Annotated in this window: 4 protein-coding genes; all 4 read left to right on the top strand. The window is 68.0% G+C overall.

Annotated features, from left to right (window positions below):
* Positions 1-357 precede the first annotated feature (357 nt).
* The 4 genes from AC1VV3_RS22505 to AC1VV3_RS22490 all read left to right on the top strand — a co-directional run bounded on the left by AC1VV3_RS22505 (position 358) and on the right by AC1VV3_RS22490 (position 15,568).
* Positions 358-1,482, top strand: a complete 1,125-nt coding sequence (locus AC1VV3_RS22505; protein ID WP_482962558.1) for a tyrosine-type recombinase/integrase — start codon at positions 358-360, stop codon at positions 1,480-1,482.
* 368 nt (positions 1,483-1,850) lie between these two features.
* On the top strand, positions 1,851-12,443 hold the full coding sequence (locus AC1VV3_RS22500; protein WP_482962557.1) for a YDG domain-containing protein: 10,593 nt from the start codon (positions 1,851-1,853) through the stop codon (positions 12,441-12,443).
* Positions 12,444-12,481: 38 nt separating this feature from the next.
* Positions 12,482-14,218 (top strand): ShlB/FhaC/HecB family hemolysin secretion/activation protein, encoded by a 1,737-nt coding sequence (locus tag AC1VV3_RS22495; protein WP_482962556.1) that lies wholly within the window; start codon positions 12,482-12,484, stop codon positions 14,216-14,218.
* 99 nt (positions 14,219-14,317) lie between these two features.
* The gene (locus tag AC1VV3_RS22490) at positions 14,318-15,568 is read left to right on the top strand and encodes a BamA/TamA family outer membrane protein (protein WP_431567805.1); all 1,251 of its coding nucleotides are present in this window, start codon (positions 14,318-14,320) and stop codon (positions 15,566-15,568) included.
* Positions 15,569-15,655: the final 87 nt, after the last annotated feature.

Below are 15,655 nucleotides of genomic sequence, written 5' to 3'. Positions count from 1 at the left end.
TTGCACCTGCTGGTGTCAAGATTTGCCTCACTATCGATAATCGAAACGTGGTATAGTTGAGGTGCGGAAGGCAGGCGCGGTCCTTGGGCGCGCAGCGGTCGGACGCGCCGTTAGTTGCGGAAAGGAAGCGGCGCTCGATGCCGCTCGCCACTTTGCCGATAGTCTCGCTGGCGGCGGAATTCCGCCCTTTTTTGGGGGGCGCATCGAAGGAGTGAGGGTGCCATTACAGCGGACGGGCGAGGTGAGCAGGTTGTAGCGATGGAAGAGGGCGGGCTGAACTCGGGCGCTCGGCCGCCGGAGGAGCATGACTTGCATCAGGGCGGCAAAGGCGATGGGGCCGCAATTCGTGTCGCCAGAATGTCGGCGGCGGGCAGTGGGGAGAACGATGCGATCGTCACCGTCCATGCGGCCGGAAAGCAGTCTCTGCCCCAGCGCCGGACTGGTGGCGCCATCGATCGCAATGCTCAGCTCCTGGCGCTTGTCGGCAGTTTGTGGGCATCGGACCACGCCCTGGATGCTGCGGCTTTCCGCGCTGCCATCGCTCCCCGGGCCGCGGCGAGCGTGAAGGCGCTGGCGAGCGATCTTGACGATTACGCCACCTTTTGCCGGGAACGGCGCCTGACCGGGCTTCCGGCCGGTGAGGCGCGTCTGGTGCGCTATATCGAGGACTGCGAAGCACGGGGGCTCAAGCCCGCCACGGCAGCGCGGCGGTTGGCATCGCTGGGGGCGGTTCACGAGATGCTGGGATGCGCGAATCCCGCGCTGGCCGACCGGGTGCGCGGTACCTTGCTGGCGATGAAAGGGCGCGCCAAGGGCGGACAGCGGCAGTTGGCCGCGCTCCGTTCCGGCGACGGGGGTGAGGGGGCGGCGCAGGGCAGGGCGATCACGCTGGCGGTGCTCTTGGCGGCCTGCGAGGCCGATCCGCCGGGCCTGAGGGATGGAGCGCTGCTGTCTCTGGGCAGCGATTGCGGACTGCGGGTTTCCCAACTCGTCGCCTTGACCCTGAGCGATCTTGCGCTGGAGGCGGAGGAATTGCGCATTCCCCCCCGGAAAGGCGGCGAAACGGTGCGCGTGGTTCCACTGCCGGGCGATACCTTGAGGCGGCTCCGTGCCTGGATCGCGGCAGCGGATCTGAGCGAGGGCCCGCTGTTTCGCCGGGTGGCGGTGCGGCGGGTCAGGGCGCGCAGCGGCGCCGAAGCCGTGCCGCTGCGCAAGCTGGCGTGGAACCACCGGCAGGGCGAGGGCCGTCTTGGCGGCCGCACTGCGCGGCCCGCGCGCGTCGACTATGCCATCGGCGAGCAGGCGCTGACGGCAGCGGCGGTGCGCGCGATCGTCAAGGGCAGGACCCGCCGCGCGGCGGAGCGGGGGCTGGTGGCATTGGAAGGTGCAGCACTAGAAGCGGCGATAGCGGGCCTGAGCGGCGGATCGATGCGGCTCGGCTTTCACGAGGACCGCTCGGCCGAAGAGGAGCAGACGCGATGAGCGATCCTGCGTCCTGAAGCTTGAACCCTGCGTTACTTCGCCGCGTGTTGGAAGGCTCCAAACGGGGCACGCGATGATGCCGGAGGATACCGGGCTGGCGAAACTCGGACGCCGCCATGGGCGCGATCCGCGAATTCGCGTCATCCACTTCGCTGTTCCGCGGCCCGTCACCCCCACCGAGAGGCGGTGTGGCGCGCGGAAGAGGCCATTTCCAGCGGTTACAGGCACGGTGAATTCATCCGCTTCTCCGACATTTACCCCAACCAATAGGGGGAATCCCCGATGTCCTGCGGGGCGGGCGGATCGTACCAAGCGAGTCGGGTGGGCAGCGAGGTTTTATGCACCGATCTGCACGCATTCGTTCGAACATGCTCCGGACCACGTCGCTGGGGCGGCTCCCCGCGGCAGGGCTTCGGCCGGTCCTGCGGCCCATGCTCCTGCCGCTGCTGGCTCCGGCGCTGCTGCTTTCCGCACCGGCCCTGGCCGAGGCGCCGGGGCTGCCGACGGGCGGGGTGTTCACGGGCGGATCGGGCACGATCTCCGTCGCCGGCACGACGATGACGATCACTCAGGGCTCCAACCGGGCGGTGATCGACTGGGGCGACTTTTCCATCGGCACCGACCGTAAGGTCCGCATCGACAATGCCGCGGGCGCGACGCTCAACCGGGTGATGGGCGGGCAACTCTCGCGCATAGACGGCACACTTTCGGCCAGCGGCTCGGTCTACCTGATGAACCCGGCCGGGATGATCGTGGGACCGGGCGGCAAAGTGCTGACGGGGGGCAGTTTCGTCGGCTCCACGCGGGCGATCGATCCGGCCGCCTTCATGGCGGGCGGGGCGCTGCGCGCGCGCGGGACGTCGGCCGGGGGGATCGAGAACCAAGGTACTATTACCGCGGGCGTCGGCCAGGACGGGGACGGGGGCAGCGTGGTCCTCATCGCCCGCTCGGTGACCAACAGTGGTCTCATCACCGCGGCGAAGGGGCGCGTGACGCTGGCTGCGGCCGAGGACGTGCTGCTGGCGACCACCGATGGCAAGGCGGACGGGATTTACGTCTCCTACGCAGCGGGGATCGGCACGGGCGGCGACGTGACCCAGACCGGCCGGATCGAGGCGGCTGCGGCCGCGCTTAAGGCGGCGAACGGCAATGTCTTCGCGCTGGCGGGCAACCGCGAGGGCCTGGTCCAGGCCACTGGCACGGCCACGATCGACGGCGAGCTGTGGCTGACGGCGCCTTCAGGCACGGTGGTGGTGGACGGGACGCTGGCGGCCAGGGCGGCCGACGGCGGCGGCGGCACGATCGGCGTCAATGGACAGCAGGTGCAGATCGCGGCGGGCGCGCTTATCGACGCCTCGGGAACGCGCGGCGGCGAAGTGCTGGTGGGCACGGCCGCCTTCGCGAGCGGGAAAGATATCGCCCAGGTCACCCGGATCGAAAGCGGCGCGGAGATCCGCGCCGACGGCACCGAAGGCGGGGGCGCGGGCGGGGGAAGGGTGGAGACATCCGGGCGCGCATTCACGCTTGGCGCGGCGACGATCCTGGCGGGTCGCGGCGGGCAATGGCTGCTCGATCCCGACGACATCGTGATCGACACGGCGGCGGCGACCACGATCGTCACTTCGCTCAATGCCGGAAGCGACGTCACGCAGCAGACGACGGCGGGCGGCACCGGGGGCAGCGGCAACATCACCGTGGCCGCTCCGGTGATCTGGACCGGCACGGGCGGCCTGACGCTTGACGCGCTCAATGACATCACGGTCGACCAGCCCATTTCCGGAGGCGGCTCGGTCACGCTCACCGCCGGTAATGCGCTTGGCGTCAACGCTGCCGTCACCGCCACTGCCGTGACGGCCAGCGCGGCCGGAGCCACCACCCTTTCGGCCGCAGGGCAGCTTGCCGCGACAACCGGGAACGTGACGCTGACCACGGGCAGCTTCACCAACCAGGCCGGTGCGGGCGCGCTTTCGGCGGGGGGGAACTGGCTGGTTTATTCGGACGACCCGGCCGCCGACAGCCCGGGCGGCCTGATACCGGACTTCTATCAATATGCCGCGCCCGCCGGCACGGCTCCGGCAGCAGGCGGCAATGGGCTGCTCTATGCCGCCGCGCCGAGCGTGAGCTTCACGCTGGGGCCGGTAGTGAAGGATTACGACGGCACCACCACTGCCTTCCTCGACGATGGCAACGTCACCGTCACCGGCCTCATCAATAGCGACGACTGGACGCTGGACGGCACATATGCGGACAAGAACGCCGCCACCGGCATTGCCGTTACCGCCACCAATTTCGAAGCGACCCACGGCGGCATTCCCGTCTTCGGCTATGCCGTGGCAACGCCCAGCGTCACGGCCGCAACGGGCACGATCAACCGCATGGCGCTGACCGCGGCGATCATCGGCAACCCCACCAAGACTTACAACGCCACGACGGCGGTTTCTCTCACTTCGGCCAATTTCCAGCTGACCGGGGTGGCGGCCGGAGAGTCCATCGCCGTCGGCGCCGCCGCCACGGCGGCCTACGATGCGCCCGATGCCGGTGCGCGCACCGTGAACGCCACCTTCGCGGCGCCCAACTTCACCGCCGGGGCAGGGACCAGCCTGTCGAACTACATCCTGCCCACCATCGGCACCGGCGCGGGGCAGATCGCCCCGGCCTCGCTGATCGTCAGCGGCATCGTGGCGGACGACAAGGTCTACGACAGCACCACGGCGGCCGTGCTGAACACCGGCTCCGCCACGATCTTCGGCGTGGTGGGCAGCGATGACGTGATGCTGGACTTCTCCGGTTCGAGCGGCGTCTTTGCGACCAAGAACGTGGGCAATGCGATCGCAGTGACGGCCACCGGCGTCGTACTGAGCGGCGCGGACGCGGGGAACTACGTGGTGGCGCAGCCGAGCGGGCTGGCTGCCAACATCACCCGCGCCGCGCTGGTGGTGTCCGGGCTCACCGCCAACGAAAAAGTCTACGACGGCACGCTGTTCGGCGGCGTCAACACGGGCGGCCTCCAGGTTTCAGGCCTCTTCGCCGGGGACGACATCATCCCCGTCGCCGGTCCGGGCGCGCAGATCACTTTCGCCACCAAGAACGTCGGCACGGGCATTCCGGTGACGATCGACGGCCTCAGCCTGAGCGGGGCCGATGCGGGCAATTACGACCTCAGCTTCTCGTCCACGCTGAGCGCCGCGATCACGCCGCGTCCGCTGTCGGTAACCGGCAGCGGCATGCCGACCAAGGTTTACGACGGGTCGACCTCCGCCATCGTGACATCCTCGCAAGTGGCGCTGGGCAATCTCGTTTCCGGCGAATCCATCACGCTGAATCAGGCCTCCGCGCTAGACTATGCCTCTAAGAACGTCGGCATCTGGGACATCGCCGTCTCGCTCAGTCCGTCGGACCACGTGGCAGGGCCGAATACCCTGCTGTCGAACTACAGCCTCCCCACGGTGGGCGCGATCCAGGGCGAGATCACCCCCGCGCCCCTGAACATCACCATCATCGGCAATCCCACCAAGACCTACGACGGCAATACCAATGCCTCTCTGGGGCCATCGAACTTCCAGGTGGACGGCTGGGTCACCGGGGAAGGCGGGACAGTCACGCAGAGCCAGGGCACCTATTCCTCGTCCAACGCCGGGATCTGGACGGTTTCGGCCAATCTCGACGCCAGCAATTTCACCACCGATCCCGGCACATTGCTGTCGAACTACATCATCCCTTCGCCGGTCGCCGGCCTTGGCACCATCGTGCGGCGCAACCTTGGCCCGGGCGTGATCGTCGTCGACATCACCGGCAATCCCACCAAGGTCTACGACGGCAATACCATCGCCACGCTGACCCCCGCCGACTACACGCTGAGCGGCTTCATCGCCGGCGAAGGGGCCACGATCACCCAGACGGTGGGCGAATATGGCAGTGCCAATGCCGGGCCGCAGGCGGTGACCGTGCAGCTTGCGCCGACCGACTTCGATCCCTTCGCCAACACCAACCTCGCCAACTATACCCTGCCCACCGAGGCCACCGGCATCGGCACGATCCTGCGTGCGCCGCTGACGGCCAGCGTGATCGGCAACCCCACGCGCGTCTACAACGGCACCACGCGGATCGGGCTTACCTCCGGCAACTTCACGATTTCCGGCCTCGTCAGCGGCGAGAGCATTTCCGTGCTGTCCCGCGTGGGCAATTATGACAGCCGCAACGCCGGTGCGCGCTCTATCCTGGTTGCACTGGCTTCGGCATCGGAGTTCGTGGCCGGGGCGAACACGCTGCTGACCAACTATGCCCTGCCCACCGAAGCGGTGGGCCCCGGCACGATCACGCCCGCGCCGCTCAACGTGCTGGGCATCAGCGCCCAGAACAAGGTCTACGACCAGACGACGCTGGCGCAGCTGGCCGGGACGGCGACGCTGTACGGGCTGGTTACCGACGATGACGTGACGCTGGACCCATCGGCCTCCACCGGCACGTTCGCCACGGCCAATGTCGGCAACGGCATCGCGGTGACGGCTTCGGGCTACACGGTGGCCGGGGCGGACGTGGGCAATTACACCCTGTTCCAGCCCAGCGGTCTGGTGGCCAATATCACACCGCGCGGGCTGACCATTGCCAACCTCACCGCGCTCGACAAGTTCTACGACGGCACCACCGCCGCCACGCTCTCGGGCGCGGCGACGCTCTCGGGCGTGTTGGCGGGGGACGACGTGGCGCTGGACGGCGGCAGTTCCTCGGCGGCCTTCCTCCAGTCCAACGTCGGCACGGACTTGCGCGTCAACGTGGGCGGATACGGCATCTCGGGCGCGCAGGCGGGGAACTACACGCTTTCGCAGCCCTCGGGGCTGACGGCGGACATCAATCCGCTGGCGCTGACCGGGAGCATCGTCGGCAATCCGACCAAGACTTACGACGGCACCACCCAGGTCTCGCTGACCGCCGCCAACTATGCGCTTTCGGGCTTCATCACCGGAGAGGGCGGCACGATCGCGCAGTCCGCGGGGGCCGCTTACGACAGTGCAAACGCGGGTGCGCGCACGGTCACCGCCACGCTGGTGGTGTCGGACTTCAGGGCCAATGCCGGTACGCTGCTGTCCAACTATGTCCTGCCCACCAGCATTTCCGGCCCCGGCACGATCACCCAGGCGGCGCTGAGCGCGATCATCATCGGCAATCCCACCAAGGTCTACGATGCCACCACGGCCGCCACGCTGACCACCGCCAATTACAGCCTCAGCGGCTTCGTGGCGGGCGAGAACGCGGACGTGACGCAGGCCCTGGGCTCTTACGACAGCAAGAACGTCGGCGCGCGGGTGGTCACGGCCACGCTGGGCGCGGGCGACTTCACTGCCGGGGCAGGCACCCAGCTTGCCAACTACATCCTGCCGGTTTCCGCCTCCGGTGCGGGGACGATCACGCCGGCCAGCCTGCAGGTGGTGGGCATTTCCGCGCTGGACAAAGTCTATGACGGCACCACGCTGGCCGGGCTGGACAGTTCGCTGGGCTCGCTGACGGGCATTCTCGGCAGCGATGTCGTCACGCTGGTTTCCAGCGGCGCAAGCGGGCAGTTCGCCACCAAGAACGTGGGCGTCGACATTCCGGTCACGGCCACCGGCTACACCGCCGCCGGGACCGATGCGGCGAACTACATCGTGCTGCAGCCTGTAGGCCTTGCGGCGGACATCACCGAAGCGACGATCCAGCTTGCCTCCGTCACGCGGGTCTACGATGCCACGACCGGCCTTCCCACCGTGGGCAGCGCCTACACGCTTTCGGGTGTCATCGCGGGAGACACGGTGAGCGTCGATGCCGCCGGCATCTCGGGCAATTACGATACCAAGAACGTGGGCACCGGCAAGCTGGTGACGCTGTCCGGCCTTGCCATCACCGGCACCGATGCGCTGAACTACTCGATCGCATCCAGCGTGACCAATGCCGCCATCGGCACGATCACGCCCGCAACCCTCAACGTGATCGGCGCGACCGCGCTGGACAAGACGTACAACCAGAGCGCGCTCGCCGCGCTGGACAACAGCGGCACCGGCCTCAGCGGCGTGCTCGGCAGCGACGTGGTCGTCCTGGACACCGCCGCCAGCACCGGCACTTTCGTGGACGGGGCGGGCAATCCCACCGCCAACGCCGGCTTCTGGAACGTGACGACCAGCGGCTACACGGTTTCCGGGGCCGATGCGGGCAATTACAACCTGGTGCAGGCCCAGGGCCTCACCGCCCGGATCAACCCGCTCCAGATCATCCTGGCTTCGGTGACCAAGGTCTATGACGGCACCACGGCGCTGCCCTCTGCCTCCACCGGCTACAGCTTCACCGGGGTCCTGACCGGCGACACCGTCAATGCCGACACCTCGGGTGTCTCGGGCCAATATAATGCCGGTGCCAATGTCGGCTCGGGCATGTCGGTGACGGTCCGCAATCTCGCCCTGTCGGGCGCCAGCGCGGGCAATTATTTCGTCAGCAACGATGTGACCGGCCCCATCGGCACGATCACGCAGGCCCAGCTGACGGCGGCGATCATCGGCAATCCCACCAAGACTTATGACGGCAACAACCTGGCCACCCTGACTTCCGCGAACTACCAGCTCACCGGCTTCGTCACCGGCGAAGGCGCCAGCGTCACGCAGACCACCGGCGCCTACGACAGCGCCAATGCGGGCGCACGCACGGTCACCGCCGTGCTCGGCAGCGGGGACTTCTCGGCCACTGGCGCCACGCTGCTGTCCAACTACGTCCTGCCTGTCTCCGCCAGCGGCGCGGGCACGATCGACCAGCGTGTACTGACGATCAGCGGGGTCGTGGCGAACGACAAGGTCTACGACGGCACCACCGCCGCCACGCTGAACAGCACGAATGCCGCGCTGGTCAATGTCGTGAGCGGAGATACCGTCTCGCTGGTCTCCACGGGGGCGGCGGGCACGTTCGACAGCCGGAATGTCGGCACTGACATTCCGGTGACCGCCTTCGGCTATGCTCTCGCCGATGACTTCGGAAACTACGTGCTGGTTCAGCCCACCGGGCTCTCGGCGGACATCACCCAGGCACTGATCCAGCTGGTCGGGGTGACCAAGACCTATGACGGCAACGTGACGCTGCCGACGCTGTCTTCCGCCTATACCCTGACCGGCGTGGTCTCGGGCGATGACGTGACCGTCAATACGGCCGGGATCACCGGCGAATACGCCGACAGGAACGTGGCGAGCGGCATCAATGTCTCGCTGATGGGACTGGTGCTCGCAGGCGGCGACGCTGCCAACTACAGCATTTCCGGCACGGTCCTGGCCCAGCCCATCGGCACGATCACCCCGGCCACACTGAACGTCTCGATCATCGGCAATCCCACCAAGACTTATGACGGCACGACCGCCGCGACACTGGCCGCGGGCAATTACCAGATCACCGGCTTCGTCACCGGAGAGGGCGCGACGATCAACCAGACCCAGGGCGCCTATGCCAGCGCCAATGCCGGGATCAGCACGATTACCGCTGCGCTGCTCGCCGGCAATTACGACGCCGACAGCGGGACGCTGCTCTCCAACTACGTGCTGGCGACAAGCGCGAGCGGCGACGGCACGATCAACCCGGCCTTGCTGGGCATCTCGATCGTCGGCAATCCCACCAAGACGTACGACGGTACCATTGCCGCCATCCTGGGCACGGCCAACTATCAGCTCACCGGCTTCATGGGCAGCGAGAGCGCTACGGTAACGCAGACATCGGGGCGGTACGACAGCGCCAATGCCGGCGCGCGCACCGTCACCGCAGACCTCGCCAACAGTGACTTCGTCGCCGGTTCGGGCACGCTCCTCTCCAACTACATCCTGCCGACCACCGCGAGCGGCGCGGGCACCATCAACCAGGCCATGCTCTCGGCGGCGATCGTCGGCAATCCCACCAAGACCTATGACGGCAACACGGTGGCGGCCCTCACCGGTGCCAATTACCAGCTCACCGGGTTCGTCACCGGCGAAGGCGCCAGCGTCACGCAGGCCATCGGCGCCTACGACAGCGCCAATGCCGGCGCACGCACCGTCACCGCCGTGCTCGGCAGCGGGGACTTCACGGCCAATTCCGGCACCCTGCTGTCGAACTACGTCCTGCCGCTCGGCGCCAGCGGCGCGGGCACCATCGGGCAGGCCACGCTTTCCGCCGCAATCGTCGGCAATCCCACCAAGACGTACGACGGCACCACCCTGGCCACGCTGGCCTCCGGCAACTACCAGCTGACCGGCTTCGTCTCGGGTGAAAGCGCCAGCATCACGCAGGCGCTGGGCGCCTATGGCAGCGCCAATGCGGGCACCCGGCTGGTCACCGCCCTGCTCGGCAGCGGGGACTTTGTCGCCGGGGCCGGCACGGACCTTGCCAACTACGTCCTGCCGGTGGAGGCCGCCGGCCTCGGCACCATCGACCGCGCCGTGCTTTCGGCGGCCATCGTCGGCACGCCCACCAAAGTCTATGACGGCAACGCCGCCGCCCGGCTGACCAGCGGCAACTACGCACTCACCGGCTTCGTCACCGGAGAGAGCGCCAGCGTGACGCGCAGCATCGGTGTCTACGACAGCCCCAACGCCGGTGCGCGCACCGTCACGGCCAGCCTGGTGGCGGGAGACTTCGTTGCCGGCGCCGGTACGCTGCTGGACAACTACGTCCTGCCGGTCAGCGCTACGGGCGCGGGGTTGATAGGGAAGGCCACGCTGGCGGCTTCCATCGTCGGCATCCCGGTCAAGACCTATGACGGCACGACGCTGATCACGCTGGTTCCGGGCAATTACCAGATGACGGGCTTCGCCGTGGGCGAGGGCGCCGCGGTGACGCAGGCCAGCGGCACGTTCGCCGCGCCCGATGCCGGGTTCCGCCAGATCACCGCCACGCTGGGCGCGGGGGACTTCGCGCCCCAGTCGAACACCTTGCTCGACAACTACATCCTCCCCACCCAGGCCACCGGCATCGGCCTGATCGAACGCGCCGTGCTGACCGCCACCATCCTCGGCAATCCCACCAAGGTCTACGACGCGACCACGGCTGCCAGCCTGACGAGCGCCAACTATGCGCTCACCGGCTTCATCGCCGGGCAGGGCGCCACGGTGACCGAGACGGTCGGCACTTACGACAGCGCCAATGCCGGCGCGCGCACCGTCACCGCCGCGCTCGGCAGCGCCGACTTCGTGGCGAACAGCGGCACGTCCTTGCTGAACTACGTCCTGCCCGCCAGCGCCAGCGGCGCGGGCACGATCACGCAGGCCGTGCTGGCCGCCGTGATCCTCGGCAATCCCACCAAGACCTATGACGGTTCCACGGCGGCCCTGCTCACGCCGGGCAACTTCCTGCTCACCGGCTTCATCGGCAGCGAAAGCGCCACGGTCACCGCGACTTCGGGCACATACGCCGATGCCAATGCCGGCATCCACCTGGTGACGGCGATGCTGGGCAGCGGGGACTTCGCGGCAGGGGCGGGCACGGTTCTTTCGAACTACCTGCTGCCGACCACGGCAGCGGGGCTGGGCACTATCGAGCGGGCGGTGCTCTCGGCCGCCATCGTCGGCAATCCCACCAAGCCCTACGATGGCACCAATGCCGCCACGCTGACCGGGGCAAACTATGCCCTGGCCGGTTTCGCACCGGGAGAGGGCGCCGCGGTGACGCAGACCGTGGGCACTTATGCAGGCGTGAACGCGGGCCTCTGGACCGTGACTGCCGGTCTGGGCACGGCGGACTTCACCGCCCAGTCCGGTACGCTGCTGTCCAACTACATCCTGCCGACCAGCGCCAGCGGGCCGGGCACGATCGCGCGGGCCGTGCTGACGGCCGCGATCATCGGCAATCCCACCCGCACTTACGACGGCACCACCGGCATCGGCCTCACGCCCGGCAACTACCTGCTCACCGGCTTCGTCGGCAGCGACGGGGCCAGCATAACCCAGGCGCAGGGCCGCTACGACAGTGCCAATGCCGGCGCGCGGATCGTGACCGCGCTGCTTTCCGAAACCGACTTCGCCGCCCAGTCCGGCACCCTGCTGTCCAACTATGCCCTGCCGACCAGCGCCAGCGGCGCGGGCACCATCGAACGCGCGGTGCTGACGGCCGCCATCGTCGGCAACCCCAGCCGCGCCTACGACGGCACCACCGTCGCCCGCCTGACGAGCGCCAACTATGCCCTCACCAGCTTCGTCGCGGGCGAGGGCGCCAGCGTCACGCAGGGCCAGGGGCTCTACGACGGTCCCAATGCCGGGCCGCACACCGTCACCGCCGCGCTGGCACAGGGTGATTTCAGCCCGAACAGCGGCACCCTGCTGGCGAACTACGTCCTGCCGACCCTGGCCTCGGGCACGGGCACCATCTCCCGCGCGGACCTGACGGTGGCGATCACCGGCAATCCCACCAAGGCCTGGGACGGCACCACCGATGCCCAGCTCGTGCCCAGCTATTACACGATCACCGGCTTCGCGGCCGGGGAAGGGGCGACGATCACTCAGGCCTCCGGCACTTATGCGGAGGCTTCGCCCGGCCGCCACCAGGTGACCGCGCTGCTCTCCCCGTCGGACTACCTGGCCGATAGCGGTACGCTGCTGTCGAACTACAACCTGCCGGACAGCGCCGAAGGGCCGGGCACGATCCGCCCGCCGTTCAACTGCACCTCGCTCGCATCCTGCCTGCCCGAACCGCCCGACCTGGCCCGCTTCGCAGCAGGAGCCTTCCCGCGCTTCTACGTGGTCTATCCCAGCGTCTTCCCGCGCTACCAGGCCCATACCCAGGCCTTCGCGGCGATGCCCAGCATCCTCGATCCGGGCGGCGTGGTCCTGACGGCGGACGGCTGGCTGGTGGCCAAGCGCAGCACGGTGCTCAATTCCAGCGAGCAGATCCTGGCGCGCGGCGGCGGTAGCATGGAAGTGCGTATCCGCTACGAAGCGCCGCCTGCGGCGATAGAACTGGGCGAACCGGGCGGCATGGGGGGACAATGATGCGATCCACGATATTGCGAAGCCGGTCCGCGCGGGCCGTGACGGCGCCTGCCGCCCTTCTGGCCGGGGTGGCCGTGCTGACCGGGGCCACCCTGCTGCCCGCCACGGCCGCGGCGCAGGACTTCGAGCGGCGCCTGCCCAAGGCCCCGCCGCTCCCCGCCACGCCCGAAGTGCCCGTGCCGCCCGAAACCCCGCCGCCGCCTGCGGACGCCACGGCGATCCTGCCGCTGTTGCGCGGGCTGGTCTTCGTCGATGGACCGGGCGCGCTGCAACCTGCCGGGATCGCCCCGGAGGGTGCGGAAAGCGGCATTTCCGTGCGCGGCCTGCCGCTGCTTGCCGGTCCGGCCTTCGATGCGGCGGTGCGCCCCTATCTCGGCCGACCGCTGACCCGCGCCGATCTCGACGCCGTGGTCCGCATCGTCCAGGATACCTACCGCGCCACCGAGCATCCTTTCGTGGACGTCAGCGTGCCGCCGCAGAACGTGCAGAGCGGCGTGGTGCAGGTGGTCGTCACCGAATACCGCGTCGGCGCCATCGAAGTGACCGGCAACCGCCATTTCTCCACCCGGCTGATCCGCGGCATGAGCGACCTCGATCCCGGGGAAGTGCTCACCCTGCCGCGCCTGCGCGAGGCGCTGGACGATTACAACCAGAACTCCTTCCTCACCGTGGACGGGGTGCTGCGGCCCGGCCGGGGCACCGGCACGACCGACCTGGTGCTGGAAGCGCATGACCGGCTGCCGCTGCGCGTCTATGGCGGCTATGACAACCAGGGCGTCGCCACGCTCGGCAGGGACGAATGGTTCGTCGGTTTCAACTGGGGCAACGTGCTGGGCACCGGGCAGATCCTGTCCTACCAGTTCACCCGCAGCTTCGAGGGCCGCTATACCTCGCATTCGGCCAGCGACGTCATTCCGCTCTCCCCGAACGACAAGCTGCTGGTGTTCGGCGCCTATGCCACCCAGAAGCCGAAGATCGCCGACCTGTTCGACAGCAAGGGCCATTCCGGGCAAGTCAGCGCCCGCTTCGTCCACGACCTGCCGCGCAGCGGCGCGCTCAGGAGCAGCATGCAGCTGGGCATCGACTACAAGCGGGCGGACAACAACCTGGAGTTCCTGGGCTTCCGCGTGCTCGACACGGCGGTGGAGGTTTTCCAGTTCCCGGTGGTCTTCACCGGCACCGTGGACGACCGGCTGGGGCAGACGGTGATCGAGAACCAGATGGTGTTCTCGCCCGGCGGGGTGACCCGCTACAACCACGATGCCGATCTCCAGCAACTGGTGCCTTATGCCAAGGCGACTTATGCCTATGACCGCATTTCCGTTACCCGCACCACCTGGCTGCCCTACCGCATGAGCTGGGTGCTGCGCGGCATGGCGCAGTTCGCCACCAGCAACCTGCCCTATAGCGAGCAACTGGCGGCAGGCGGCCTCGGCAGCGTGCGCGGCTACGATCCCAATACGGCGCTGGGCAGCGAGGGCTTCCTGCTCAAGACCGAACTCAATGCGCCGGCCTTCTCGGTGATTTCCGGCAGCGGTTCGCTGACCGACCAGATGCAGCTCGGCCTCTTCGTCGATTACGGCAAGGTCTGGCAGCAGCGCCGCCTGCCGGATTCGCCCAAGAATGCCGAACTGGTGAGCGTGGGCGGCAAAGTCCACTATACGCTCGGCCGCTACCTCGACCTGGAAGTGGACCTGGGCCACCAGCTGCAGAAGGCGCCCTTCGCGCGGGACCGCGATACCCGGCTGGCAGTGATGGCCACCGTGGGGTTCTAACTTCAGGCGCGTTTCTACAGGCTTCTACCGATGGCCGGCGGCGGTGGTTCTGCCGATGATCCTGCAGGATTTTATGGTCCGACAGGGAGTCATGCGCCGATGAGACTGAGCCCCCGCGCGTTCTCGATCGCCGCCCTGGCGGCCCTTGCCTTGCCCGCGCCCGGCGCCCTGGCGCAGGAGGCGGGCGATCCCGCCCCGGCGCCTCCAGCGCCCGTCCCCGCGCCGCCTACGCCTTCCGCCGAGCCCGTCGGTCCCCCCGACCCTTCGCAAACGCCGCCGGTGAAGAAGGAATCGAAGTTTCACCGCAACTTCTTCGACGAGACCGACGGCAAGCTCGATTTCTCCAACTTCCTGGCAAAGGGCGGGTTCTTCCCGATGCCGGTCATCATCACCGAGCCGGCGGTGGACGGCGGCTTCGGCGTGGTCGCGCAGTTCATCACCGTGAACAAGGACGATCCCAAGCGCACCACGCGCCGGATGCTGGGGGCGGTGAAGACCGGCAACGGCTCCTATGGCTACGGCTATTTCCAGTCCGGGTCGGCTTTCGATGACCGGGTCAGCTACAAGTTCGGCGTGGGGCGCGGCAAAGTGACGCTGAAGGCCTATCCGGACATCCTGCCGTCCGGCCTCGAATATACCAACAAGTACGATTACGGCGCGCTCGCCTCGGTGCGGCTGCACCTGGCGGATTCGCGCTTCTCGCTCGGACCGCTGTTCGATTTCCGCAAGCTGCACTCGCGCATAGACCTCGACATCGAGGATCTGCCCGAGCGCTTCTCCGACTTCGAGCGCAAGCTCAAGACCGGCGCGCTCGGGTTTGGGGTCCATTTCGACAGCCGCGACAATGCCATGACCCCCACCGAGGGCCTGAACATCTACGCCGAAGGCAAGTTCAACGACGGCGCTTTCGGCAGCGACCGGGACTTCCAGATCTACGACGTGCACGGCTACGGCTTCCACAAGCTCTCGCCCGAATGGCGGTTGGGGGCGAAAGTGGAAGTCGATGCGATCCGGGGGCACTATCCGGTCTACTTCGCGTCCTCGATCAACTTGCGGGGTATCGAGGCGCGGCGCTACCAGGGCGAGACGGCCGTGAGCACGGAACTGGAAATAACCCGCCAGATCAGCCCCCGCTGGGCGCTGCTGGGCTTTGCGGGGCTGGGCTTCACCGATGCGGGCGGGGCGCGGATCTTCGACAATTCCGGCGCAAAGATCGCCGGCGGGGGCGGCTTCCGCTATCGGATCGCCCGAAAGCTGGGTCTCGATGCCGGTATCGATGTGGCCTATGGTCCCTCGGGCGCGGTGTTCTACCTCCAGTTCGGCCACGCCTGGGCATTCAACCTGGATTGACCGGGGCCGGCTCGGCTTCTTTTTCGGATAGCCATTCGCGCCGAATGCGGCCGCGCGCCCTTCGGACAGTCTCGCTCCAGTCGCAGC

It is taken from the genome of Novosphingobium sp. BL-S-34, from assembly GCF_056857015.1.
Note: the sequence above shows the minus strand (reverse complement) of the source record. Positions and strands in the feature narration are given on the sequence as shown.